This window comes from Borreliella bissettiae DN127 (assembly GCF_000222305.1).
Classification (GTDB): domain Bacteria; phylum Spirochaetota; class Spirochaetia; order Borreliales; family Borreliaceae; genus Borreliella; species Borreliella carolinensis.
Map to the genome: position 1 here is coordinate 568,784 of NC_015921.1, position 25,230 is coordinate 594,013.

The window sequence follows — 25,230 nt, forward strand, 5'->3', positions numbered from 1 at the left end:
TTATGGGGTTTTTAGATTTTTTTAAAAAAACCGCTACATTGGATTTGATTGCTCCGATTAGTGGAAAAGTTATGTCAATTGATAAGGTTCCCGATGAAGCTTTTGCTGAAAAAATAGTTGGTGATGGAATTGCAATTCTTCCAACGAGTAATGAGTTGTTAGCGCCTTGTGATGGGAAAATAGGTAAAATTTTTAAAACCAATCATGCCTTTAGTCTTGAAACTAAAGAGGGCGTTGAAATTTTTGTCCATTTTGGAATTAATACTCTTAATTTAAATGGCAAGGGTTTTACAAGAGTTGCTGAAGAAGGCACCAATGTTAAACAGGGTGAGGTTATTATTAGGCTTGATCTTGAATATTTGAAAGAACATTCAGAATCCGTTATTACTCCAGTTGTTATTGCAAATTCTGATGAAGTTTCAAGCATAGAATATTCTTTTGGAAGGCTTGAAAATGGTTCTGAATATATTTTGTTATCCTCAACGGCTTTGACAGAAGAGATTAGGCATAAAATATCTCAAGCAAAGCCTGTTGCAGCGGGCAAAGATTTGGTGTTGCGAGTTAAAAAGTAAAAAGAGAGAGTTTTTAGCTCTCTCTTTTTACTTTTAATTATAAGAAATCTTTTTCTATAAATTCGTTTATTATATTTATAAATTTTCCTGGATTTTTGCTAGGCATTCCTGAAGTTAGTATTGCTTCCTCAAAAAGGAGAATGCTTATTTTTTCTAATTTATCAGGCTCTAAATTTTTTAAATTTTGGACTATTTTATTATTGGGGTTTAATTCAAGTATTGGTTTAATTTCTTTTACTTCTTGTCCCATTGACAGCATGATTTTTTGCATTTGGTAAGTTGGATCGTTGCTATCAATTATTATTGCTGAAGGTTCTTTTATTAATGTTGCTGATAGGTTGACTTCTTTTATATGATCCTTAAGGATTTCTTTTACTTTTGTAAGGGTATCTTTGAATTCTTCTTCAATTTTTTTGAAATTTTCATCTTTTAATTCATTGCCGGTTTCGTTTTTATTTATTGCTTTTAGCTTTAATCCTTCGTATTCTGGAATTAGATTTAATATAGCTTCATCAAGTTCATCATCCATGATTAGGATTTCAAATCCTTTTTCTTTATAGGCAGCTACTATTGGGTTTTCTTTTAATATATTTTCTTTGCCGCCTGTTATGTAGTAAATGCTTTTTTGGCTCTCATTCATTCTTTCCTTATATTCTTTAAAAGATACAAACCCATCTACACTTGAAGATTTAAATCTTATTAATGAGATAAGCTTTTCTCTGTTTTCAAAGTCAGAATAAACACCTTCTTTAATGCATCTTCCAAATTCTTTAGAAAACTCAGAATATTTTTCAGGATTTTTTTTGCTTAGCTTTTCAAGCTCGCTTAGTATTTTTTTTACAGAAGATGATTTTATTTTAGACAAAATTTTATTTTGCTGTAAAATTTCTCTACTTACATTGAGCGGCAAATCTTGGCAATCTATAATTCCTTTTATAAATCTTAGATAGTTTGGAAGCAAGCTGCCTTCAGAATCTGTAATAAAGATTCTATTTATAAATAGCTTTACCCCAGGTTTAGTGTTTGGGTAATATAAATCATAAGGAGCCTTACTTGGGACGTAAAATAAACTAGTATACTCTAAATTTCCTTCGGCTTTTGTATGAATATGCATCAATGGATTTTCATGATCAAAGGTTGTATTTTTATAAAATTCATTATATTCTTCTACCTTAATTTCGCTTTTATTTTTTGTCCAAAGAGCGGTAGTTTCATTTAATTTTTCTTCTTTTTCTTCTACTTCCTCTTGTTTTCCGTCCTTCATTATAGGTTCGCTGTATTTAATATAAATCGGATAATTTATGTGATTTGAATATTTTTTGATAATTTCTTGAATTTTCCATTTATTGGCATACTCAAGACCTTCTTTATTAAGATAAAGCTTTATTTCTGTGCCCGACTCTTCTTTTTTTGTTTTTTCTATTTCATATCCTGTTTTACCGTCGCTAGACCAAATATAAGCATCGCTTTCTAGTGTTTTTTTTGATGTAACTTCTACTTTTTCTGATACTATAAATGCGCTGTAAAATCCAACCCCAAACTGGCCAATTAGGCTTGCAGATTTTTTTTCATCTTGTTTTAAATTATTAATAAATTCTTTAGTTCCTGATTTTGCAATTACGCCAAGATGATTAGTTAAATCTTGTTCATCCATTCCGATTCCATTATCTTTAATTAGGATGCTTTTATCATCAAATGATATTTCTATTTTTGGTTCTAGGGCAATGTTTTTGAATTTTTCGTTTGTCAAGCTTAAAAACTTGAGCTTATCAATTGCGTCAGACGCATTTGATATCAATTCTCTTAAGAATATTTCTTTATGTGAGTAAAGAGAGTGGATGATTAAATAAAGCAAATCATTTACTTCTGTATCAAATTGTTTTTTCATGTAGCTTTTCCTTTTTAATTTAATCTTTACTTTTTTTATGATATAACATAATCTAAAAATAATAAATAAAGCAATTTGTTTAAAATAGAAAATTAGAATCAAGGAGAATGCAATGGATGTAGGAATTTATGGACTTGGTGTTATGGGTGGCAATTTAGCTCTAAATATTGCTGATAACGGTTTTAATGTTTCTGTTTACAATAGAGATAGTGAAAAAACTGAAATTTTTGTTAAACAAAATTCTCATAAAAAGATAAATGGCTTTAAAGATATTGAATCTTTTATTAAAAGCTTGAAAACCCCAAAAAAAATCATTTTAATGGTTACAAGTTCTGCTGTAGAAAAGGTTATTGAGCAAATTTTGCCTTTTATGAATAAATCAGACATAATTATTGATGGTGGAAATTCTCATTATAAGAGCACAATGAGATTAGAAAAAGAATTGTTTGCCAAAGACATTTATTTTGTAGGCCTTGGAATTTCTGGAGGGGAGAGAGGAGCAAGATTTGGTCCTGCGCTAATGTATGGAGGAAGTAAATCAGCTTATGAAATTCTTGAGCCCATGTTAAATAAAATTGCAGCTAAAACCAAAAACAATGATATTTGTTCGACTTATATTGGAGAGAATGGCTCTGGGCACTATGTTAAAATGATACATAATGGCGTGGAATACGCTGATATGCAGCTTATTAGCGAAGTTTATTTTTTCATGAAAAAAGCTTTCAATTTAGATAATTTGAAAATTTCTGAAGTTTTTGAAAAATGGAATGAAGGCGATCTTTCGGGGTATTTACTAGAAATAACTTCTAAGATTCTTAGGTATAAAGAAAATAATGAATATTTAGTTGATAAGATTTTAGATATTGCAAATCAAAAAGGCACCGGTGTTTGGACATCTATTGATGCTCTTGAATCTGGTATGCCTGTAAATTTAATTCTTGAATCTGTTTTTTCAAGATTTATGTCGGGTTTAAAACACGAAAGGATTATTGCTAGCGATTTGCTTAAGATGGATACTGCTTCTTTTGAATTTGAGCTTAGTGATTGGATTTTAGATCTTTATTATGCTCTTTTAGTTTCAAAAATAGTAGCCTATGCTCAGGGTTTTATGATGCTTAAAACTGCGTCTTTGAATTATGGTTGGGATTTGAATTTAGGTAAAATTTCTTTGGTTTGGAGAGAAGGCTGTATTATTCGTAGCAGTTTTTTAGATAAAATTAAATTAGCTTATGATAAAAATCCGCATCTTATTAATTTGCTTTTTGATGATTATTTTTTAGATTTGCTAAAAAATAATCACAAGTCCTTAAGAAGGATAATTTCAAAGGCTAGTGAAATTGGGATTCCTTTGCCGGCATTTTATGCCAGTCTTTCGTTTTTAGATTCTTATTCCACTAATTACCTGCCTTCCAACCTAATTCAAGCACAAAGAGATTTTTTTGGTGCTCATTCTTTTGAAAGATTAGACTCAAAACGAGGTGAATTTTTTCATAGCGATTGGCAATAAATTAAATGAATTAGAACATTAGTATTAAAAGATATAATATTTAGCAAAGATTCCCCCGGCAAAGTTTGATTTTATGCCCGAGTAGGTTTTGTGTTGCGCAAGAGATCTTGTATTTGATATAAATTCTATTGAAGGTGCTATTTTCATACCTATTTCTAAATTTTCTGTAATGTCGTAAAAAATAATCAACGGAATTCTTATTCCAAATCCCAATTCTACATTTATTAATTTAGATGTGTGAGACGATATGCTTATGTTTCCCCCTATTCCAATTCCTAAATTTAAATTTTTTATCAAAGATATTGTAAAAATGAAATCAAGTGCTGCTATTGCTAATAAATTAAAATCATAAAATTTTGATTCAAGTTTGGGACCTGATAGATTTATTCCATTGCTACCACCATAGCCTATTTCAAAATCAATGAAAGGAAATGACATTATTAAGTTAATAATTGGATTTCCAATGCTTGCTCCAAAGCCAATTCCTCTATTTAAATATGAATCTTTTGCAAAACTATTTGTAGATATGTTTGCAATCATGATAAATAATATAAAGATTTTTTTCACCGTTGTCTCCCAAATTTTGTCTTATTATTATATTTTATTTTTGAATTTTAAAACAATAAAAACAAGATCTTTTATCTTAAATCTTATGTTTAAGTTTTTGGGAGCGAGCGGTTTGATTTTTTAACAATTTTTCTTTTTAAAAAAGAATTGTATTATTTAAAGAATTTTATTATTAAGTAAACCAGAATCTTAGTCCTAATCCTGCGAATACTTCCCATCTAAATCCAATGCCATTACTCCAAATGTTCATTCCAAGTCCTGGTGCTATTCGTAAAAATAGGTCGAATTTTTTTCTAGATACTGCAACATTTAAAGCCAAGGGCAATCTTGCTCCAATGCTCATTGGCCCTGAGCCTGACTTGCTGCCTCCAAATCTTGAAAACCATATTGTTCCATATCCCCCTGCGCCAACTGAAAAATCCAAAATATTAGCGGCCCCTGGGAATGTATATATGTAGAAAATATAGTCCAGTGCTATAAACAATGTTTTCCAGTCTGAAAATAAATTATTTACTCCGCTGTAAAGACCAATGTCAAGATCAAAGCTTCCTATATTAATCTGTAGAGCAATTGGCAATGGAAGTATAATTCCTGCTCCAAATTTACCCCTTGCAGAGTTTTTTGAATTAGCAAATCCTGATATTGGTGCCAATAAAAGTAAAATAATGATTGACATAATAATTATTTTTGTTTTCATTGCGTTATTGTCTCCTAAGTACAACATTCTAGTTTTTAAAAGAACTTTAGTTCAATAATTTTTTTTATCTAAAAAGTGAAAGCTATATTTTAAGAGAGCCTTTTATTCCAATAGAAAAGTTACCTTTTATTGGAAATATTAAATTTCCAGTAGGCATTTGGCCAATGAAAATTGATGGGGTTGTTTTTATTATAATTTCAAGAATGTCATAATAAGCCTCATATATTATTCCCAAGGGCAAGCCTACCCCGATTTTATAGGTAATCCCAGAAGAAACATTTGTTAGATTTGAGTTTGCAATTTTGCCTATTTCAAAAAATAGGCCAGATCCCAAGAAAAAGATAAAATTTGAATTTTTAATTCTTGAATTTAAAAATATATAGTCAAAATATGTTTTAAATAGCAATGTTATTGGTGATTTTGGAAAAAATTCTGAGACACTCAATATTGTTACTCCTACTCCAATATCAAAGTTATTGATACTGAATTCTATTGCAGTAGGGTAAGGCAAAATAAAGCCAAATTTTATTTTAGTTTTTGTTTTTAAACTTTCTATTTTTGGAATAGTTGCATTGTTTTGATCAGCTATGTTGTTTTTAGATTTTTCGTTTGTGAAAATATTCTCAACATTGAAAAATAGCGTAATAATTATTAATAATTTGATTAATTTGTTTTTACTTTGCATTGTTAACTTTTTTTTATGTGAAATTTAATTTAAAGCGCAACTTTCTACCTTAAATTATAAGATAGAATTCTTTTAAAACTATATTTTTTATTGTTTTTGGAAAATTAAATTTTATTAACTTCTAATTTGTATTTATGAATATATGAAGTAATATTAATCTTGATATTAGCATTCTATTTGCGATTTAAATTACATTTAAAGGGGCGTTTATGGGCACAGATTCAGATGTGCAAGATTCTTTAAGTCAGTATCTTTTATTTAGTTTGGATGAACTTTATGCTATTGAGATTAAATATGTTGTTGAGGTTTTAGAATATACCAAGATATCAAAAATCCCAAGAACTCCCAACTACATGGCAGGAATAATAAATAATAGGGGTAAAATCGTTCCAATAATTGATATTCGGAAACAATTTGGAATGAGTGATCGAACTGTTGATGAGGATGATAAAAAGAGAAATAAGGGAGTCAACATTTCAAATATTATTATATTGAATTTAGTTTACGAGGGAGATGAATTTAATCTTGGAATTTTAGTAGATTATGTCAATGAAGTTCTTGAATTAGATCCATTTAGTATTGATGATGCCCCTAAGATTGGATCAGGGTTTAATTCAAAATTTATTTCAGGAATTGGGAAGAGTAATGATAAGTTTATTATTATTTTAAATGTAGAAAATTTATTTGATGTTAGAGAGCTTTCTAAATTTAGAAATACAACAATATATGATCCTGAATATCAGCAGCAATAGGAGTTTTTAGTCATGATTTATAGGCCTGAAGGAGAGCTTGTAATAAATAGTATTTTTAAGGTAAAAGAAGATTTGTTGCATATTTTTAAAAAAATGAAAGAAGGGGATACTCTTACTATTGATCTTTCAAATGTTGAAAAAATAGATATTACTTTTATACAAATTTTGTATGCATCTAATAAATATGCTAAGAATAAAAATTTGTTTGTAAAAATTGAATATCCGTCCGATGAGGTTTTAAGTTCATTAATATATGGCGGGTTTTTAGTGGATATTGAAGATGTTGATAGCTTTGATTTGGGACTTAATTTAGTTGGATTTTAGATTTAAGGAAAGCTTATGGATAGTAGTGATGTGATTGATAAATTTAAGAATTCCTTTAAGGAAGAATCAATAGAAAATATTTCAGATATTGAGCAAGCACTTCTTAATCTTGAGGTGAGCTCAGATCAAGATATTATTAATTCTATTTTTAGAAATTTACATACCATAAAGGGAAGTTCTGGTATGTTTGGCTTTAATTTTACAGCATCGCTTGTTCACGAAATAGAAACGGTTCTTGATGTTGTAAAAAATGCTAAGACCACTTTTAATCAAGCTGCTATTGATGCTACCTTAATGTCTGTTGATTTTATTAGAGAGCTTATTGAAGGCGATGAAGCAATTTCTGAGATCGACTTTGATAAGCGTAAACAGTTTTTGGTAAATGAAATTAAAAAGGTTCTTGAGGCTCCTAATGATGCCAAGGATGCTTTTCAAGAAGTTTTAGAAAATGATTTTTCAAAGCCTAATAACAGCCCGGGTTTAGAAGAGTTAGAAGAGTCTGTTAAAGTAAATTCAGAGAATAAATTTGATGATGAGGCTTTGCAATCTGAATTTAAGAGTTACAAAATTCTTTTTTCTCCGGCTAAGGGTATTTTGTTTCATGGGCACAAGCCTATAAATTTATTGAGCAAGTTGATTAATTTGGGTAGTGGCTATGTTAGAGCCAAGGTAGATAACATTCCTGATTTAGAGCTTATTTCTCCTGATAATGTTTATGTTGATTGGGAGATAAGACTAAACACAGAAGAGAGCAGAGAGAGCATTGAAGATATTTTTACATTTTTAGATTCTCAATCAAAAATTGATATTCAAGAATTGGATAAATGTTTAGAGGCAGATGAGGGTGATGATGAAGAACCTAAAAATTTTAATTTATTGCGTCTAGACAGAAGCAGTAAAGATTCTGCTAATTCTTCATTTGAAAAATCGGAATTTATTGAGAAGTCCTTTTTAAATGGAGATAAAAATAGATCTAATGTTCAATATGACACTGCTAGAAGCAAGGTTAATATTGCTAGCATTAAGGTAGATTCTAAAAAGCTTGATCATTTGGTAAATCTTGTTGGAGAGCTTGTTACAATACAGTCAAAACTTTCAAAAGAAGCTGAAAATAGGAATAGCAATATTTTAAATTCAATATCAGCAGAATTTTCTCTACTTATTAATGAGCTTAGAGATTATACAACAGGGCTTAGAACAGTTCCTATTGAAATTTTGTTTGTGAAATTTCAAAGAATAGTAAAAGATCTATCTACTAGTCTTGGTAAGTCGATTATTTATCATGCTTATGGAGGCGACACTGTTCTTGACAAAAGCATTATTGAAAAGCTAAATGAGCCTTTGGTTCATTTAATTCGCAACTCAATAGATCATGGAATTGAATCGTCTAAAGAGAGAGAAAGTTTGGGCAAAGATCCCAAAGGTGTTATTAAGCTTTCAGCTTGTCAATCTGGAGATTCTGTTATTGTTATTATTGAGGATGATGGAAGAGGGCTTGATAAAAATAAAATACTTAAAAAAGCTATAGAGCGTAATATAATTTCTGACTCAGTTGCCAAAACTTTATCAGATATTGATGTTTATAATTTGATTTTTGAACCTGGATTTTCAACTGCAAGTTCTGTTACTGATATTTCAGGCCGTGGAGTTGGCATGGATGTTGTTAAAAAACAGGTTGAATCTTTAAGGGGGCATGTTGTACTTGAAAGTGAATTTGGAAAATATACTAGAACTAAGTTAATTTTTCCATTGACTTTGGCTATTATTGAAGGTTGGCTTGTCAGAGTAAAAGATGAGCACTTTATTGTTCCTCTTTCTAATGTTGAGTCTTGTTTAGAATCTAGTAAGTTAATTTCTCAAATAGATGGGATTGAGACTAAAAGCAATGTAATGAATTATAGGGGCAGCATGATTAGTTATATTAGGCTTAGAGAGTTTTTTCAGGTTTCTAGTGAAAAGAGTTCAAATGAGCAAGTTGTTGTTGTAAATACAAATAGCGGAAAAATGGGCATTGTGGTTGATGAGGTTTTGGGGCAACATCAAACTGTTATAAAAACTTTGGGTAAAATTTATTCTCGAGTAGAAGGGGTTTCTGGGGCTACTATACTTGGTGATGGAAGTTTGGCCTTAGTTGTTGATATTGATGCAATAACTAAACTTATAAAATAAAGAAATTCGAAAATATAGATTTTTGGTTTTAAAGGTTAAAAATATTAAAATATAGCAATGAAGATATTAGTAATTGATATTCAAGGTCTTATAAAGCAAGTTTTTGTTAGAGCTTTTTCTAAAGATAATGATGTTGAGATATTAAATGCTGGTTTTAATTCTTTAAATCTTATTAATGTATTTTTACAAAAATTTCCAGATTTAGTTATTATTGATGAGAATACAGCAAGATCTAATTTTGGAAATTCTTTAAACAATGTTCTTAATAAGATATCTCTTCCGGTTGTATTTATTGCTCAAAATGAAATGTTTCCAAATTTTGGATGTCTTGAGCAAAGCAAGGAAAAGATTAGATTAATAATAAATAAGCTTAATTTTAAGCTTACAGTTGATTTATTTCGCAGTAAGTATTTAGCTTTAATAAAGCTGGAGTTGAAAAATCTAGGCAAAAATAAATTAATATCTTCTTTTGAAGTTAAAAGGATTCATGCACCCGATTTTTCTAGTAATTCTAAAGTAGAATTGAAAGAAAATAGTTTAGATGATTCAAGTATAAGGAAAAGCTATAAAGTTTCTGATGTTATTAATTTTGCTCCCAAAAATGATCCGGATGTTATTATTAAATATCAAGGTCTTATCAATAAGCACAAAACTGGCAAAATTATTGTTGTGGGTTCTTCAACAGGCGGCACAGAGGCTTTAAGAATTTTTTTAAGGTCTTTTAAAAAAGATTCTCCTCCAATTATTATTGTTCAGCATATGCCGGGAGGATTTACAAAATCTTTTGCAAAAAACTTAAACAATGAGTTTAATATTGATATTAAAGAGGCTGAAGATGGAGACATTCTTCGTCCGGGTCTTGTAATAATTGCTAATGGGAGTTATCATTTGATTGTAAAATATAGTAGCGGAAATTATTTTGTAAACTTATTAGATGGACCTCTTGTTAGTAGACACAAGCCTTCTGTGAATGTACTTTTTAGGTCTGCTGCAATGTATGCAGGCTCTAATGCTATTGGAGTTATCCTTACAGGCATGGGAGATGATGGTGCTGTTTGTATGCTTGAAATGAAAAAAAATGGTGCTTATACTATTGCCCAAGATCAAGAAACCTCTGTTGTTTTTGGCATGCCAATGGAAGCTATAAAAATAGGAGCCGTAGACAAAATCCTTCCTTTAAGCGAAATAGCTGATCATGTTTTGAGGAGATCTTAGTAATGGATAATGACAATAATGGTTTTTTTGATGTCAATGATTGTTTGGCAACCTTATTTCATAAACTTGAGGCTTTTGATGAGAGTACAAGGCATATTTATTCAAATTTAAGCAAGTCAATTCCTAAATTAATAGAAAAAATTTCTAAAGATTCTAAGGATTTATCTTTTAGTATTGATTTGATTTCCAATCTTGATCTTGATAATGATGCTTCTTTGAATAATTTTATAGCTAAAATTATAGGAGCATTAGATGATTTTGTTGCTTACTTTAATTCTTCAACAACTTCTCTTGAATCTCAATTTAGCATAATACGGAGTAAGGTTAAAGATATAGAAATACTTGAAGATGTTATTGAAAGAATGAAGAAAAGCTCTCTTGATATGGAAATAATGTCTATTAATACGTTAACAGTTGCTATGAGAGCGGGTAAGGCTGGGGGAGCCTTTTCTTATATTACAAGTGAAATTAAGGTTTTAACCCAATCTATGATTAAACAGGCAGATCAACTTACAAGCAAGGGGCGCGAAGTTAAAATTGGTTTAGATAGGGCTAAAAATCAAGTATATGAAAGCAATACGGCCGAAAATAAAATTCTTGAAGAATTTAGAGATAATTTAATGAAAAAAATAGATGCTTTTTCAGATGGAATAGGAAGCGTTATTGCTCTTTATGATGATATTTTAAAAGTTTTATCACAATTTAAGTTTAAACTTGTAAATTCTATTTCTTATCTTCAGTTCCAAGACAGGCTAACTCAATCTTTGCAGCATTTAAATATTATGTATTCTAATATTGATGTTTTTAAATTTAGAGATATAAGCGAGATCCAAAAATTAAAAATTTTATCAGTTTTTACTGATACATCAAAAGCTATAGTAAGAGATGTTCTTGAAAAGCTTGAAAAAAATTATACTGTTTTTGAGAAATTTATTGACTCTTCTCTTAGTTCTATTCAAACCATTAACGATTTAAGGTCTGATAATTCTTTATACATAGATATTCCTAAAATAATAGAACAATTTTCGAGCATTTTGTCTGATCTGCTTAGAAGAATTGATGATGTTGAGAAAAATAATTCTAATTTTTTAAATTTATATTATGAACAGGTTAAACTTATAAAATCATTAGAATTAATGTTTTCAAATATTTCAGCTATTTCTGCTAGGTTTCAAAATATTAATATAGCCTCAAAGATAGAAGTTGTCAAAAGATCAGAGCTTAAAGCTATGGAGGGTAATATTTCAGAAATGTCTAAGATTATCAAAGAAATTGACTCTAATATTACCAAGGGAATAGAATTTTTAGATCAAATAATCTTTTTTCTTGAAAAAGTTGTTAAGGATTATGATAATAGATTTTATCTTGAAAAAAATTATTTTAATAAATTTAAAAAATTATTTATGGAAATTAAAAATGATATTCTTGATATTAAAAATATAGCTATTGATAATATTTTGTCTTATGAAGTTTTTTCAATTGAATTTATGGAAATATTTGAAGAAATGAAGTTAGAAGTCTATAATGTTAGAAATTTAAAAAATTCTCTTTTGGATATAGACAACTTTTTAAGCAATATGGAAAGCAAAATAAATTTCAATCTTAATCTAGAATTATCTAAGGTTGGAATTCAATCTATTGAGATTGAAGATAAAGAATTTGTTAATAGAATTGCTAATCGATTTACTTTATTTGTTCATAAAAAACACTTATTATCTTTGATAGAGGAAGCCAAGGATGTTCATTCCTTTGATGAGGGTAGTGTAATTTTGTTTTAATTTTTATATACTTTTGGGAGGGTTTTAGGAGAAAATTAGATGAAAAAAAGAATTTTGGTTATTGACGACAATAGAGCAATAAGGCAAAGCGTTGCTTATATTTTAGAACAAAACGGTTTTGGTGTCTCAGAAGCAAAGGATGGCTTAGAAGGGGTTTTAAAGTTTAAAGAAGCAGTTGGGCAAGGAGATAAAGATTTTGACCTTGTTATTACAGATATCAACATGCCTAATTTAGACGGCATTGGCGTTATTAAGCAGATAAGGGAATTTGGCAGCTTTGTTCCTATACTTGTTCTTACCACTGAATCTGAGCAATCTAAGGTTGATGAGGGCCGTAAAGCGGGTGCTACTGGTTGGCTTGTTAAACCCTTTAATCCTGAAGCTTTAATGAAAACCATTTCAAAGATATTTTAAGTTTATATTTTCAATTAATGTAGACTTTAAAGTTTTATTGTAATTAATATTTTAGAATAAAGATAACATATTAAATGGAATGTTTTATCTTTATTCTAATAATAATATTAAATTTGATTAATCATAAGGTTTATATGTAAATTTTTATTAGTAATGCTTGGTAATTTTGAAGTTTCTAAAAGAGTAATTAAAATACCGGTAGTCGGAGTCGAACCGACACGAAGTTGCCCCCACCAGATTTTGAGTCTGGCGCGTCTACCAATTCCGCCATACCGGCAGTAACTTTTATTTTACTATAACAGTGCCAAAAAAATCATTATTTTTGTTAAAAACTTTTTCTAAGTTTTCAATATTATTTCCGTTTACTATGTAAAGAGTAAGTCCAAGTTTTGAAGAGAGCTTTGTTGCTATTGGGTCGAAAGGTAAATTTAAGCCCGGGGTCCACTTTTGGCCCACAATATTTTGCAATTGTTCCCAAGTTAATTTGTTAAAAGCGGTTGCGTTTTTAAATTTTTTTGGATCTTTATCATAAACTTGATTTACGTTTGTTATATTTATAATATCTTTTTTATTAAATTTTTCTGCAAATTTTACGGCAATGTAATCTGTTGAAAATCCCGATTTCCATCCGGAAGCAATTAGTATTTTCCCTGTAAAAGAAAAATTTTTTAAGGGATTGGTGACAATTTTGTCCTTACAAAGCGGATTCATTACTTTACACAGAAATTCTGCGTTTAACTTTGTTGACATTATTCCAATCTCATCAAGCTCATGAACTTTAAAATCAGGGTTGATTTTTTTATAGGCATCTTGGTATTCTCTTGCAACTCTTCCTCCACCAACTATTAAAATGATTTTTCTTTTTTCATTTTCTAGTAGCCATTTAAAAACAAAGTTTTTAAAGTTTTTAATGAATTCTATGTTGATTTGATTTGAATTTATTACTCCTCCTCCAAGACTTATTATTTCAAGCATCCAAGCTCCTTATTTGGGTTAATGTTTTTTAAATTTTTTACTTTTAATAATATAGCAATTTCTGCTAAACTTTTCATTAAAAATAAGTTTGAAAAAATATAAACTTGTTAATTATATATTACAATTTAATTGTTATGCAAAAAATTAGAAGAATTTGTTGTTAAGTGTTTTAGCTTTGATTTTGCTTAGCAGTTTTTATTTTGGAGGATATTGTGCATAAGTATAAAGTTTCTGTTATTATTTGTTTTTTTAATTCGGCTGAAACTCTTGATGCAATGATAAAGGATGCTGTTAATCAAACATTAAAAGATAAAGAAATTATATTAATCAATGATGGTTCTTATGATGGTAGTTTAGAAATAGCAGAAAAATATGCCAATAAGTACAGCTTTATTAAAATTTTTAGTCAAAAAAATATGGGACTTTCTGCTTCTAGAGACAGGGGACTTTATGAGGCTCAAGGGGAATATGTTATTTATTGGGATGGGGATGATTCTGTAGAGAGCACCATGCTTGAGGTTCTATATAATAGAGCAAAAGCAGATAATTCTGATATTGTTTGTTCGCAATTTTATGTATATTTTCTTGCAATAAATGTAAAAAGAAAATCTCTGCTTCCTTTCCCCAATTATCCATTAACAGGCAAAGAAGCTTTTAAAAATTTGCTTTTTACTGTTTATGCGACTTTTGGAAGGAAAAATTTTGTTGTTGGAACGTTATGGGATAAATTGATTAGACGGGAATTAATTTTAAAGAATAATATACGTCAGCAAAATGTTGTATTTGAAGACATAGTTTTTGTTATGCAAATTTTTTTAAAAGCCGCTAAAGTTTCTTTTGTAAATAATTATTTTTATACTAATTTCCAAAGAATGGGAAGCATGAGCTCTTCTATTAGTGTTTTACATAAGTCTAAATTATCTCTTAATACAATGGAAACTTTATTAAAAAAAGAAGGTATTTTTAACGAATGTCAAAATTTGTATAAAAGATTTTTATTGCAATTTTATTATTTTATTTCTTTTAAGCAAATTTATATTATTAGTTGGAGTATTTCAGATAAGCTTGTTTATAGGGCTTATAAAGAAAAGCTTATTTCTGTTCTTGATGAGATTAAAGGATTGTCTGAATTTCAAGATTGTTATGAATATGCAAAAAATTTTGGATTTAATGAAATTCAAATTTTGCCTAGAATTATGCTAAAAATTTGGAATTTTAGCTCAAGACTTTATGTAAATTTTTCTATATTTATTTATAAGTTTTTCATAAAAAATTAAATTTATATTTTTGATTTAATTATTTTTTTATTTTTTGACTTTTAATATATTAAGGATATTAAGGAGTGGTTATGGCTATTGAGGCTGTTAATGTAAAATTTTCTTATAGGAGAAAAGAAGTTTACTCAGATTTAAATTTAAACATTGAGACGCCTCAGGTCTATTTGCTTCTTGGCAAAAATGGAGTTGGAAAAACAACCTTGCTTAAGCTTATAAGTGGACTTTTGGAGCCCCTAAAAGGGAAAGTTTTATTTAACTCTTTAGCAGCTTTCCCAAGAGATCCCTTGAATTTAGTGAATTTGTTTTTTATTCCTGAAGAATTTTCACTTCCTAGATTGTCTTTAGCTGAATACAGCAAAGCTTTATCTATATTTTATCCAAATTTCAATAAGGCAGATTTTAAAAAATATTTATTGGATTTTGATCTTGATATTTTTCTTGATTTATCTTCAGCTTCTTTTGGGCAGAAGAAAAAAAGTATTATTGCGTTCTCTCTGGCTACAAATGTTTCTTGTTTATTGTTCGACGAGCCAACAAATAGTCTTGATATTGTTTCAAAAAATGTTTTTAGAAATATGCTTTCTAATTTAAAGGATAGGATCATTTTTATTACAGGTCACAATGTAAGGGATTTGACAGGAGTTGTGGACTATTTAATTATTGTTGGGGAAAAGTCAATTCTTTTCTCCAATTCAGTATCTTATATTAATAGAAATTATAAGATTAAAATCATCAGCGAACTGAATGGAAATGAATTATATTATGAAAAAAATAAGGCTGGGTTTAAGGCGCTTTATTTTGAGAGCAGTAATGGAGATAAAGCTGTTGATATTGAGTTTTTCTTTTTATATATTACTGAAAATAAAAAGGAGAGGTAATAAAAGATGTTTAGCTTAAAAAGATTTTTGAATTTATTTTATTTTGATTTTGTTTACAATAGAAAATTCTATACTTTATTAATAATTCAAATTTTAGGAATGATATTTATATCTTATTTGCTTGTTAGATTTTATTTTAATTTTTCAGCAACTGATTTTTTAAAATTTTTTGCTCCTAAAATTTTTATTTTAACCCTGATTATATCGATTTTTACCATGTGTGATTATTACAAAGTAATTCACGATCCGTTTAGAAATATTCTTTATTTATCTTTGCCCGTTTCAACTTTTGAGCATTATTTTTTCAATTTAATTAAATATTTATTTGCTTTACCTTTGATTTTAATAATTATTTATTATTTAGGGGTTAATATTTTTCTATTTCTAGATAGCGCATTCTTTTTAAGAGGTGAAGGTACTTCATTCTTAGAATTAAGATATCTTTCTGATTTTATATTTTTTCGCTATTTTAATTTTTTATCTATTTTCCCAATCTTTATGTTTTTTAGAATAGCTTTTAAAACGCATCCTTTTGTTAAGGTTTTGATATTCTTTTTAGGGGTCATTGTATTATTGTTTTTTTTCACGTCTTTTTTTTATTGGGGTTTTAAATATGTGCCATGTTCTTCAGATTTAATTTTTTCTTTTGATAGATTTTTAGGTGACCTATTTTTTAAAATAGTTTATAGTTTGGGATTTTTTTTATATTTAGCTTCATATTTCAAGATAGTAGAGTTTGGCAGTATTAGAAAAAAAAGCAATTTGTTTGCGATTCTTGGATTTTTAATTTTTTTGGCAATGTTTAATTATTACTATTTAACCAAAGGGTCATTATATTGTTTTGTTAATTATAATTAAAATAGTTTGAAAGATTTAAAACAATGGCTTAAAAATAGCTTTGTAGCTAAGCATTAATAATTTTTAGTTTAGTTTAGTTTAGTTTAGTTTAATATTTTTGTTTGTTTTAATGCAATTAAGTATGTTTTATTATAACTTGTGAGTTCTTCTTCGTAGGCTTAATTGGATTGAAATTTAAAGGTTTAATTTTGGGGTATACATGAAAAAAAACTTAAAGATTTTAGTAATAACAGGGGGAGTGATCTCTGGAATTGGCAAAGGAGTTACATCGGCAAGTATTGCAAGGTTGTTTAGATATGATTTTAGAGTTACTCCAATTAAATGTGATGGATATTTAAATACTGATCCTGGGACTATTAATCCTGTTGAGCACGGAGAAGTTTTTGTGCTTGATGATGGAGGAGAGGTTGACATGGACTTTGGTCATTACGAGAGGTTTTTAAATCTTAATGCAAAGTCTAGTTGGAACATTACAATGGGGAAAATATACAAAAAGATACTTGAAAATGAGCGAAAGGGCAAATATTTGGGAAGAACAGTTCAGCTTATTCCCCATGTTACTGATGAGATCAAGTCTACAATTTTTCAGATTGCAAGTTCTGAGAATAGCGATATGTTAATAATTGAAATTGGTGGAACTATAGGAGATATGGAAAATATTTTATTTATTGAGACAGTAAGGCAAATAAGACAGGAGATTGGAAGTGGTAATATTGCTTTTATTCACTTAACCTATGTGCCAAGCCCGGCCGGAATTAATGAACAAAAGTCTAAACCTACTCAACAGAGTGTTAAAACTTTAAATAAAGCAGGCATTTTCCCTGATTTAATTATTGCTAGAAGTTCTCAGGTATTGACAGATCAAATCAGAAAAAAAGTGGCAATGTTTTGTAATGTTGAGAGCACTTCTATTATTGATAATGTTGATGTTTCTACTATTTATGAAATTCCTATATCTTTTTACAAACAAGGTGTACATGAGATTTTAAGTTCTAAGTTGAATATTAAGGTTGATCCAAAAATAGAAGAGCTTTCAAACCTTGTGGGAGTTATAAAATCTAATTTTTTTGCGCCTAAAAAAATTATTAATATTGCTGTTTGTGGTAAATATGCCGAACTTGATGATTCTTATGCGTCAATTAGAGAGTCTTTGGTTCATGTTGCAGCTCATTTGGACTTGCTTATTAAAAGTACTTTAATTGATTCTAATGATTTAAATGAGAACTGTTTAAAAGAGTTTGATGGCATTATTGTTCCTGGTGGCTTTGGGGGAAAAGGATATGAAGGTAAAATTATGGCTATTAAATATGCTCGTGAGAATAATATTCCCTTTCTTGGAATTTGTCTTGGCTTGCAGCTTGCTGTAATAGAATTTGCTCGTAATGTTTGTGGAATACTTGATGCTGATACGGAAGAAAATTTAGCAAAAGACAAACCTTTAAAAAGTCCTGTTATTCATTTACTTCCTGAGCAAAAGGGAATTAAAGATAAGGGTGCTACAATGAGGCTTGGAGGATATCCTGTAATTCTTAAAAAGAATACAATAGCTTTTAAGCTTTATGGCCAAGATCGGATAATTGAAAGATTTAGACATAGATATGAAGTTAATAATGATTATATAGATTTATTTGAAAAAAATGGACTTATAGTATCTGGATTTTCAAGTGATTTTAAAATGGCAAAATTAATAGAAATTCCTAAAAATAAATTTTTTGTAGCTTGCCAGTTTCATCCAGAACTTATTACAAGAATAGAAAATCCAGCCAAGCTTTTTATGGGATTAATTAAAGCTTGTCTTTGAGTGTCTATTTGGTTATCTAATGAGTAGGCAGGTTTTCAAAATTAATGTTTGTAGTGTTCTCAAATTGCAAAATTTTGTAGCTTAAAAATAATTTAGAGAATGTGGTTAGCAATATTATTATTAAAAGGTCAAAAAAAGCATTAGCTATTGTTAAATTAAACGGTCTTTTTTCATAGATTATATCGTTTATTACTTTGGGTAAGCTAAATGCAAGCCAAGTTATGCTAGATATTAGTATTGCAGATAATATATTGTAATTTAAGTCTGTTAAGTTTCCAAGAGAGTTGTTAGTAAGAGTTATTAAATTGTTGAATAAATTGATAAGAGCATTTACTAAAAAACTTTGCAATAAATGATTTAAAGTTAAAATAAAGATAACAATTATTTTATATTGTTTTTTTTGAGTATTTAATGTGTTGGTACTGTAAATTATTTTTTTTAATAATATTTTTCGGTATATTATTTCTAATAATATTTTAAATAAAGTTATACTGATTATTAATATTAGATTGATATTTGAGAACATAAATTTGATTAACATAATTTCCTCTTTTATTTTAGGTAGTGATTTAATTATAATTAGTATAATAATAAAATTTTTTTATTTCTTTAATAAGATTCGGATTTTATTATATTTATATAATAGCTTTAATTTTTGGCAATTTTTATTAGGAGGATTGAATGAAGGAAGAAGACATTAGAAAAACAATTTTAATGAAAAGACTAGTTAAATATTTTTTTGATGAGCTTAAGTATAGAATGAAGATTCCTTGTCTGAGAATAAGCAATAAAGAGATGAGCACCAAGTATATACTTCTTAATCTTTTCAGAAAAATTGCAAATCTTCCTTTTAATAAGCAATATGAGATAGAAGAACAGTTTGCTCTTGAAGTTGGCGAGAGAGTTGTGCTTACAGATGCTGTTTTGATTAAAAGAATTGATCATGAAAAATGTGTTATTGTTGGGATTGTTGAAGCAAAAACGGATCAAGTTGATCTTGATTATGAATTTAATAGATTTTTTCTTCAGGACAAAAAAACCAACGTTCTTTTTTGGCAACCCAAAAAAGTTATTCTCAAACAAGATGATAAATTATTTAAAGCAGAATCAGACGATATTTTTAATTTTGATAATGATTTTAACTTGCCAAAAGTTAAAGCTAAATTAGAAGAGTTTATAGATATTTTTTTATGTTTTTTTTCTTACAGAGATGTTCTTTTTGAGTATAATGAGATTAGTGGGCGTTACTCTTGGGTAAAGAGAAAGTAAATTTAATTTAAAATTAGTTTTAAATTTTATTAAATGAGGAGAATGATTTGTATCTTTAGATGGTTTTATGGTTTAAGATGAAATCTTAAATTTATTTCAAAGTGGTTAATTTTTACCATTTAAATGTAAAAATATTTTTTTGTTTATTGATGTATTTGATTTGATGTTGAAGTTTTAATAATATGTCAAATTAAGTACCTGTGGCTCTATTCAAAAAAAAGTTTTTATGGTAGAATCCCTTTATGAAAAAATTTTCGTTTTTTAAAAAAAAGAAACAAATTGTTGATTTAAATCTTTTAAATGATGTCAATAATGACAAAAAAGATTTAAGTACTTATGAATATAAAGTTCCTGTTAAGGAAATGCTAAAGGGATTTTATCATACCAAAGCTTCCATTTCTACTCTAAAAGTAGGATTTGAGTCATTACAAAGAATTTTGTTTTCTGGAATAGAAGATTTTGATCAGATATTTTCTGCTCTTGTTGGGATGACAAATAATGCTCGTGATCAAATAAGTGTTATTTTTAGTGATCTTGGCAAAAATAATAAGGAAAAATTAAATCAAATATCTTCTGTTATTGTTGGAATTCAGGGCAGTTTAGAAACAATAAGTAATTTCCTGGGTGCTACCAATATGATTTCTCTTAATGCAAAGCTTGAGGCTGCAAGAGCTAAAGAATATGGTAAAGGATTTTCTGTTGTTGCAGATGAGATCAAGCGGCTTTCTGATCAGGCAAAAGGTGTTATGAATATGATTTCTGTAAAGGAAATTGAAGAGGTTTCTAAAGATTTAATTTCTCATAACCTTAAAGATTTGCAGATTGATATTGATAAGTTCTTTGCCGAGATTCTTGAACAGCTTAATTATCTTGAGAACATATTTAAACGTTTTTCAAGAAGTCAAGAGGAATTTTCTTCTTTGATTGAAAATCTTGAGAGTATAGATGCTAGTATGGCTTATTATACAAGAAGCTGTGATTCTTTGATTAGCTCTGATACTTTTATGCTGTCTAATGATGAATTTTTAAAGGAGCTAGAATTTATTCTCTCAGAACAATTTTCTTGGATTAATAATTTGAGATTACTTGTTGAGGGACAAAAGTCAATATTCATTCAAACAGATGCTTCCAAACATGGGTTTGGATTGTTTTATAAAGGATTGTCTCCTAAGAATGATTCTATCAGGCAGTTGTGGGAAGAAGTATACATTCCCTATTTAAACATTAATAAGTTTGCAGCTGAAATTTTGATTATATTTAGGGTAGAAAATCGCAATGATAGCGGTTTAAGGCAAGCCAAAGATTTTTTGTCTCAAGCTGAAAGTTTATCTGAAGAAATTGTTAGAAAACTTGAGCACATTAAAAAGATGGTAATTGAATTGGATAATCAAGGGATTAGTATTTTTTCTTAATTATTTATTTCTTGATTATTTTGATAAGATTTGTTGCAATAATTTAAATTAGAGATTTAAAAATCATTATGGCTTTTTAAATTTTTATTTATTTATTTATTTGACTAAGGTTTGTTAAAAATCAAGTTTTATTTTGATAAAATAATTTTAGGTATGAGTTTTAGGGCTAGGTTTATTCATCTTCATGTTCATTCAGATTATTCTCTTTTGGACGGAGCTGCAAAAATATCAGATATTATTTCAAAAGCAAAAAAATGCAATATGTCTCATATTGCATTAACTGATCATGGCAACCTTTTTGGAGCTATTAAATTTTATAAAGAAGCTAAAAAAGCAGGAATTAAGCCAATAATTGGAATTGAAGCTTATATGGCAAAAACTTCTAAGTTTTTAAAAAAACAGGATGATCTTGGAAAAATGTCTTACCATTTAATTTTGCTTGCCAAAAATGAGCTGGGTTATAAAAACTTATTAAAGCTAACAAGTATTTCTTATCTTGAGGGGTTTTATTATCGTCCAAGGATAGATAAAGAGGATCTTGAAAAATATTCAGAAGGTTTGATTTGTACTTCAGCTTGCATTGGGGGGCTTATTCCAAGACTTATTTTGGCCAATAGATTTGAAGATGCTAAGAATGAAATTCTTTGGTTTAAAAAGGTTTTTGGTAATGATTTTTATCTTGAGCTTCAAAGGCATGGCATTAAAGATCAAGACATTGTAAATGAAAGGCTGGTTGAGTATTCTAGGGAGCTTGGAGTTCCTTTAACAGTAGCCAATGATTCTCATTATGTGAACAGAGAAGATGCAGCTGCTCAAGACATCATTGTTTGTATTGGTACTGGTGCTAAGAAAAGCGATGAGAATAGATTAAAAATGGAAACCAATGAATTTTATATTAAATCTCAAGAGGAAATGTGTGAACTTTTTAATGATTTGCCTGAAGCTTTAGAAAATACTGTAAGGATTGCAGAAAAGTGTGATGATTTTAAAATAACTTTTCCAGGCCCTATTTTGCCTGATTATCAAATTCCTGTTGAATTTAATACTCTTGGTGAATATTTGGAACATCTCACTCTTGAAGGGTTGAAATTTAGATACAAAACTTTGACAAACAAAATAAAAGATAGAGCTTTTTATGAATTGAGCGTAATAATTGGAATGGGTTTTGAAGGCTATTTTTTGATTGTTTGGGATTTTATTAAATTTGCTCATGATCACGATATTCCTGTTGGAGCTGGGCGCGGTTCTGGTGCTGGTTCAATTGTAGCTTATGCTCTTAGAATTACTGATATTGATCCTTTAAAGTATAATTTACTTTTTGAGAGATTTTTAAATCCCGAGCGTATTTCTATGCCCGATTTTGATATTGATTTTTGCTTTGAAGGAAGAGATGAGATTATAAAATATGTTACCAATAAATATGGAGAAGATAAGGTAGCTCAAATAATTACTTTTGGAACTTTAAAGCCTAAGGCCGTAGTTAAGGATGTAGCCAGAGTTTTAGATATTCCATTTGCTGAATCAAATGAACTTACCAAGCTTATTCCTGATGGGCCTAAAGTTTCTTTAAAAGAGGTTTTAGATGACAATTCTTTGAAAGAGTATTTTATTAGCAAGCCTGTTTATAAAGAGTTAATGGATGCTGCGTTGGTTCTTGAGGGAATGAATAGACATGCTTCAACTCATGCTGCAGGAATTGTAATTTCTAAAACCCCTTTAACTGACTATGTACCCCTTTATAAGGATTATAAGCAAGGTTCTGTTTCTACTCAATACACAATGGATTTGCTTGAAGAATGTGGGCTTGTTAAGATGGATTTTCTTGGTTTGAAAACATTGACGTTAATAAAAAATGCAGAAAATCTTATTAGAAGTGTAAATCCAGATTTTAAAATAAAAAATATTCCAGATAATGATGTTAAGACTTTTAAGATGCTAGGAGAAGGAAGAAGTGCATCTGTTTTTCAGTTTGAATCTGAAGGAATGCAGCAAATTCTAAAAGATGCAAAGCCCGATAGCATTGAAGATTTAATAGCCCTAAATGCTCTTTATAGGCCAGGTCCTATGCAATTTATTCCTCAATTTATTGCTGCTAAAAAAGGTGTTAAGAGAATTAAATATCCTCATCCAGATTTAAAGGAAGTTTTAAGGCCAACTTATGGGGTTATTGTTTATCAAGAACAAGTAATGGAAGTTGCAAAAATAATTGGAGGCTTTTCTCTTGGCAAAGCTGATATTTTAAGACGTGCTATGGGTAAAAAGAAAGAAGACGAGATGAATGAGATGAAAGTCGACTTTTTAAGAGGGGCTGTTGAGAAAGGATATGACAAAGAAATTGCTAGTGAAATTTTTGAACTTTTAAAGCCTTTTTCGGGATATGGATTTAACAAGTCGCATGCAGCGGCGTATTCTTTAATAGCATATCAAACCGCTTATCTTAAAGCCAATTACCCTGAATATTTTATGGCTGCCAATTTGACTAATGAAATTAATAATAATGATAAACTTTCTTATTACATTGAAGAGTCAAAAGCTATAGGTATAAACGTGCTCAAACCCGATATAAATCGATCATTTAGGGAATTTCGTGTAACTGATTCTGGAATTTCTTATGGGCTTAATGGGATTAAAAATCTTGGAGGAATTGTTGTTGATTTAATAATTGATGAGAGAGAAAAAAACGGCAAATATAGTTCTTTTGAGGATTTTATAAGACGCGTAGATGATAAAGTAATTAATAAGAAATTTTTAGAATCTGCAATAAAATCTGGACTTTTTGATAGTTTGGATCAAAATAGAAAAACCTTGTTTGAAAATCTTGATCGTTTGATTGAAGTTGTTTCAGAAGATAAAAATAATAAAAAACTTGGTCAAAATAGCTTATTTGGTGCCCTTGAAAGTCAAGATCCAATTCGGCAAAGTTTTAATTATCAAACTTTTGAAGAATATTCTTATTCTGAGCTTTTAGGATTTGAAAAAGAGCTTTTAGGATTTTATGTGTCGGGGCATCCTTTGGATCCTTATAAAAAGGCAATTGATAGTTTTTCCAATTTAAATGTTTTAAAAGATCTTGCTGCCAAAAAAGATAGCATTGTCCAATTTTCTGGCATTTTAAATTCAGTAAAAGTTATTCAAACTAAAAGAAATAATGCAAAAATGGCTTTTGGAGTTATAGAAGATTTTAAAGGTGCAATAGATATTGTAATTTTTACCGAAAGCTATGAAAAGTATAAAAATTTTTTGCTTGAAGGCAATGTTATTGGAGTTATGGGCAGGCTTACGTTTAACAGGGATAAATTTTCAATTGTAGTTGAAAAAGTTGTAAATATTGAAAGACTTTCCGAAGATAAAATAAATAATATTCATATTAAATTTTTAAATAATAAATTAAATGACCTACAGTTACTTAATTCTTTAAAGGAAAGTATAAGTAATTTTGAGGACAATTCTGGATTTTCAAATGTTTATTTTTATTTAAGGGAAAATGGCAAAGATTTGAAATTAAAAATGAATTCAATTTTGAATTTTGTGCCAGATGAGGACAAACTTGATAAGTTAAGAAAGTGTGTGATAGTTGAAGATGTTTGGGTTGATTAGGAGGTGCTGTATTGATTGTTTTAATAGAAATTTTAATGGTATTTTTGCAGATTTATAGGATTTTAATTTTAATTAGGATCCTTCTTAGCTGGCTTGTGTCTTCAGGGATTAATACCAATGTATTTTTCAGATTTATACATATTGTCACAGAGCCATTTTTATCTTTTTTCAGAAAAATCCCTTTTTTTACATTTGGTATGTTTGATTTTTCTCCAATTGCAGCTTTAATAACTTTAACTATTTTTGAAAGAATGCTAGCTTATGGGAATTATAAGCTTTCTACATTTATTATTTTATTCATTGTTGAAGTTTGGGGAATATTTAGAAGCATTTTTATTGCTATAGTTTTCTTTTTATTGTTGAGATTGGCATTGTTGCTTTTGAATTTGTTCCAAGGCTCAGACTTTTTGAAAACAGTAGATTCATTTTTACTTCCTTTATCCACCAGGATAAGTGGTGTAATTACTGATAAGCATATGTCTTATGCTTTACGTTTGATTGTTGGGAGTGCTTTAATGGTAGCATTTATAATTATTATTGAACAAGTTGTATTTGCTATTAGAGTTTTAGGAACATATTTGCCTTTTTAGGAGAT

At 28.8% G+C, this 25,230-nt stretch carries 22 protein-coding genes and 1 tRNA gene; 16 read left to right on the forward strand and 7 right to left on the reverse strand.

The window, feature by feature from the left end; genetic code table 11:
- The first annotated feature begins 2 nt into the window (after positions 1-2).
- Positions 3-572: a PTS glucose transporter subunit IIA gene (gene crr, locus BBIDN127_RS02760; protein ID WP_014023775.1), complete on the forward strand. Its 570-nt coding sequence runs from the start codon at positions 3-5 to the stop codon at positions 570-572.
- A 37-nt stretch (positions 573-609) separates the two neighbouring features.
- Here crr and htpG read toward each other — a convergent pair whose 3' ends face one another.
- Positions 610-2,460, reverse strand: coding sequence for a molecular chaperone HtpG (gene htpG, locus BBIDN127_RS02765; protein WP_014023776.1), 1,851 nt, complete (start codon positions 2,458-2,460; stop codon positions 610-612).
- Between the two features lie 112 nt (positions 2,461-2,572).
- Here htpG and gnd point away from each other — a divergent pair, with 112 nt between their 5' ends.
- On the forward strand, positions 2,573-3,967 hold the full coding sequence (gene gnd / locus BBIDN127_RS02770; protein WP_014023777.1) for a decarboxylating NADP(+)-dependent phosphogluconate dehydrogenase: 1,395 nt from the start codon (positions 2,573-2,575) through the stop codon (positions 3,965-3,967).
- Positions 3,968-3,991: 24 nt separating this feature from the next.
- On the opposite strand, the gene BBIDN127_RS02775 is transcribed toward gnd, so the two are convergent.
- The 3 genes from BBIDN127_RS02775 to BBIDN127_RS02785 form a co-directional block, all read right to left on the reverse strand.
- Positions 3,992-4,534: a DUF3996 domain-containing protein gene (locus BBIDN127_RS02775; protein WP_044054963.1), complete on the reverse strand. Its 543-nt coding sequence runs from the start codon at positions 4,532-4,534 to the stop codon at positions 3,992-3,994.
- Between the two features lie 172 nt (positions 4,535-4,706).
- Positions 4,707-5,231: a DUF3996 domain-containing protein gene (locus BBIDN127_RS02780; protein ID WP_014023779.1), complete on the reverse strand. Its 525-nt coding sequence runs from the start codon at positions 5,229-5,231 to the stop codon at positions 4,707-4,709.
- An 82-nt stretch (positions 5,232-5,313) separates the two neighbouring features.
- Positions 5,314-5,916 carry a BAPKO_0422 family outer member beta-barrel protein gene (locus tag BBIDN127_RS02785; protein ID WP_014023780.1) on the reverse strand — a complete coding sequence of 201 codons (603 nt, stop codon included), beginning with the start codon at positions 5,914-5,916 and terminating at the stop codon, positions 5,314-5,316.
- Positions 5,917-6,125: 209 nt separating this feature from the next.
- Between BBIDN127_RS02785 and BBIDN127_RS02790 the strand changes: the two genes are divergently transcribed.
- Genes BBIDN127_RS02790 through BBIDN127_RS02815 form a run of 6 tightly spaced genes read left to right on the forward strand, consistent with a single transcriptional unit; the run spans position 6,126 to position 12,568 of the window.
- Positions 6,126-6,668 carry a chemotaxis protein CheW gene (locus BBIDN127_RS02790; RefSeq protein WP_014023781.1) on the forward strand — a complete coding sequence of 181 codons (543 nt, stop codon included), beginning with the start codon at positions 6,126-6,128 and terminating at the stop codon, positions 6,666-6,668.
- 12 nt (positions 6,669-6,680) lie between these two features.
- On the forward strand, positions 6,681-6,992 hold the full coding sequence (locus BBIDN127_RS02795) for an STAS domain-containing protein (RefSeq protein ID WP_014023782.1): 312 nt from the start codon (positions 6,681-6,683) through the stop codon (positions 6,990-6,992).
- A 15-nt stretch (positions 6,993-7,007) separates the two neighbouring features.
- Entirely contained in the window at positions 7,008-9,161 is a 2,154-nt protein-coding gene (locus tag BBIDN127_RS02800; RefSeq protein ID WP_014023783.1) for a chemotaxis protein CheA, read from the forward strand.
- Between the two features lie 57 nt (positions 9,162-9,218).
- Positions 9,219-10,376, forward strand: a complete 1,158-nt coding sequence (locus BBIDN127_RS02805) for a CheB methylesterase domain-containing protein (protein WP_014023784.1) — start codon at positions 9,219-9,221, stop codon at positions 10,374-10,376.
- 2 nt (positions 10,377-10,378) lie between these two features.
- Complete coding sequence (locus BBIDN127_RS02810; protein ID WP_014023785.1) at positions 10,379-12,154, forward strand: BB0569 family chemotaxis protein; 1,776 nt, start codon at positions 10,379-10,381, stop codon at positions 12,152-12,154.
- 39 nt (positions 12,155-12,193) lie between these two features.
- Complete coding sequence (locus BBIDN127_RS02815; protein WP_002557158.1) at positions 12,194-12,568, forward strand: response regulator; 375 nt, start codon at positions 12,194-12,196, stop codon at positions 12,566-12,568.
- Between the two features lie 193 nt (positions 12,569-12,761).
- Here BBIDN127_RS02815 and BBIDN127_RS02820 read toward each other — a convergent pair.
- Positions 12,762-12,845: transfer RNA gene (locus BBIDN127_RS02820), tRNA-Leu, on the reverse strand.
- Positions 12,846-12,853: 8 nt separating this feature from the next.
- Positions 12,854-13,543 carry a UMP kinase gene (gene pyrH / locus BBIDN127_RS02825; protein ID WP_014023786.1) on the reverse strand — a complete coding sequence of 230 codons (690 nt, stop codon included), beginning with the start codon at positions 13,541-13,543 and terminating at the stop codon, positions 12,854-12,856.
- A 200-nt stretch (positions 13,544-13,743) separates the two neighbouring features.
- Here pyrH and BBIDN127_RS02830 point away from each other — a divergent pair, with 200 nt between their 5' ends.
- The 4 genes from BBIDN127_RS02830 (at position 13,744) to pyrG (ending at position 18,357) form a co-directional block, all read left to right on the forward strand.
- Complete coding sequence (locus BBIDN127_RS02830; RefSeq protein WP_044054964.1) at positions 13,744-14,820, forward strand: glycosyltransferase family 2 protein; 1,077 nt, start codon at positions 13,744-13,746, stop codon at positions 14,818-14,820.
- A 71-nt stretch (positions 14,821-14,891) separates the two neighbouring features.
- Positions 14,892-15,698, forward strand: a complete 807-nt coding sequence (locus BBIDN127_RS02835) for an ATP-binding cassette domain-containing protein (RefSeq protein ID WP_014023788.1) — start codon at positions 14,892-14,894, stop codon at positions 15,696-15,698.
- A gap of 6 nt (positions 15,699-15,704) precedes the next feature.
- Positions 15,705-16,556 (forward strand): hypothetical protein, encoded by an 852-nt coding sequence (locus tag BBIDN127_RS02840; RefSeq protein ID WP_014023789.1) that lies wholly within the window; start codon positions 15,705-15,707, stop codon positions 16,554-16,556.
- A 199-nt stretch (positions 16,557-16,755) separates the two neighbouring features.
- The gene (pyrG, locus tag BBIDN127_RS02845) at positions 16,756-18,357 is read left to right on the forward strand and encodes a glutamine hydrolyzing CTP synthase (RefSeq protein WP_014023790.1); all 1,602 of its coding nucleotides are present in this window, start codon (positions 16,756-16,758) and stop codon (positions 18,355-18,357) included.
- Between the two features lie 16 nt (positions 18,358-18,373).
- Here the strand turns inward: pyrG and BBIDN127_RS02850 are convergent, their stop codons facing one another.
- Positions 18,374-18,898: a DUF1761 domain-containing protein gene (locus BBIDN127_RS02850; protein WP_014023791.1), complete on the reverse strand. Its 525-nt coding sequence runs from the start codon at positions 18,896-18,898 to the stop codon at positions 18,374-18,376.
- A 140-nt stretch (positions 18,899-19,038) separates the two neighbouring features.
- On the opposite strand from BBIDN127_RS02850, the gene BBIDN127_RS02855 reads away from it, so the two are divergent.
- From BBIDN127_RS02855 to BBIDN127_RS02870, 4 genes are all read left to right on the forward strand, one after another.
- Complete coding sequence (locus tag BBIDN127_RS02855; protein ID WP_014023792.1) at positions 19,039-19,626, forward strand: hypothetical protein; 588 nt, start codon at positions 19,039-19,041, stop codon at positions 19,624-19,626.
- A 242-nt stretch (positions 19,627-19,868) separates the two neighbouring features.
- Positions 19,869-21,038 carry a methyl-accepting chemotaxis protein gene (locus BBIDN127_RS02860; RefSeq protein WP_014023793.1) on the forward strand — a complete coding sequence of 390 codons (1,170 nt, stop codon included), beginning with the start codon at positions 19,869-19,871 and terminating at the stop codon, positions 21,036-21,038.
- 111 nt (positions 21,039-21,149) lie between these two features.
- A complete protein-coding gene (dnaE, locus tag BBIDN127_RS02865; protein WP_014023794.1) occupies positions 21,150-24,635 on the forward strand; it encodes a DNA polymerase III subunit alpha in 3,486 nt (1,161 codons plus the stop codon).
- Positions 24,636-24,646: 11 nt separating this feature from the next.
- Positions 24,647-25,225: a YggT family protein gene (locus tag BBIDN127_RS02870; protein WP_014023795.1), complete on the forward strand. Its 579-nt coding sequence runs from the start codon at positions 24,647-24,649 to the stop codon at positions 25,223-25,225.
- The last annotated feature ends 5 nt before the right edge of the window (positions 25,226-25,230 follow it).

Excerpts from the sequence above, each read along its gene's own strand:
- crr (WP_014023775.1), top strand. The coding sequence starts at position 3 with ATGGGGTTTTTAGATTTTTTTAAAAAAACCGCTACATTGGATTTGATT.
- htpG (WP_014023776.1), bottom strand. The coding sequence starts at position 2,460 with ATGAAAAAACAATTTGATACAGAAGTAAATGATTTGCTTTATTTAATC.
- gnd (WP_014023777.1), top strand. The coding sequence starts at position 2,573 with ATGGATGTAGGAATTTATGGACTTGGTGTTATGGGTGGCAATTTAGCT.
- BBIDN127_RS02780 (WP_014023779.1), bottom strand. The coding sequence starts at position 5,231 with ATGAAAACAAAAATAATTATTATGTCAATCATTATTTTACTTTTATTG.
- BBIDN127_RS02785 (WP_014023780.1), bottom strand. The coding sequence starts at position 5,916 with ATGCAAAGTAAAAACAAATTAATCAAATTATTAATAATTATTACGCTA.
- BBIDN127_RS02790 (WP_014023781.1), top strand. The coding sequence starts at position 6,126 with ATGGGCACAGATTCAGATGTGCAAGATTCTTTAAGTCAGTATCTTTTA.
- BBIDN127_RS02795 (WP_014023782.1), top strand. The coding sequence starts at position 6,681 with ATGATTTATAGGCCTGAAGGAGAGCTTGTAATAAATAGTATTTTTAAG.
- BBIDN127_RS02800 (WP_014023783.1), top strand. The coding sequence starts at position 7,008 with ATGGATAGTAGTGATGTGATTGATAAATTTAAGAATTCCTTTAAGGAA.
- BBIDN127_RS02805 (WP_014023784.1), top strand. The coding sequence starts at position 9,219 with ATGAAGATATTAGTAATTGATATTCAAGGTCTTATAAAGCAAGTTTTT.
- BBIDN127_RS02810 (WP_014023785.1), top strand. The coding sequence starts at position 10,379 with ATGGATAATGACAATAATGGTTTTTTTGATGTCAATGATTGTTTGGCA.
- BBIDN127_RS02815 (WP_002557158.1), top strand. The coding sequence starts at position 12,194 with ATGAAAAAAAGAATTTTGGTTATTGACGACAATAGAGCAATAAGGCAA.
- pyrH (WP_014023786.1), bottom strand. The coding sequence starts at position 13,543 with ATGCTTGAAATAATAAGTCTTGGAGGAGGAGTAATAAATTCAAATCAA.
- BBIDN127_RS02835 (WP_014023788.1), top strand. The coding sequence starts at position 14,892 with ATGGCTATTGAGGCTGTTAATGTAAAATTTTCTTATAGGAGAAAAGAA.
- BBIDN127_RS02840 (WP_014023789.1), top strand. The coding sequence starts at position 15,705 with ATGTTTAGCTTAAAAAGATTTTTGAATTTATTTTATTTTGATTTTGTT.
- pyrG (WP_014023790.1), top strand. The coding sequence starts at position 16,756 with ATGAAAAAAAACTTAAAGATTTTAGTAATAACAGGGGGAGTGATCTCT.
- BBIDN127_RS02850 (WP_014023791.1), bottom strand. The coding sequence starts at position 18,898 with ATGTTAATCAAATTTATGTTCTCAAATATCAATCTAATATTAATAATC.
- BBIDN127_RS02855 (WP_014023792.1), top strand. The coding sequence starts at position 19,039 with ATGAAGGAAGAAGACATTAGAAAAACAATTTTAATGAAAAGACTAGTT.
- BBIDN127_RS02860 (WP_014023793.1), top strand. The coding sequence starts at position 19,869 with ATGAAAAAATTTTCGTTTTTTAAAAAAAAGAAACAAATTGTTGATTTA.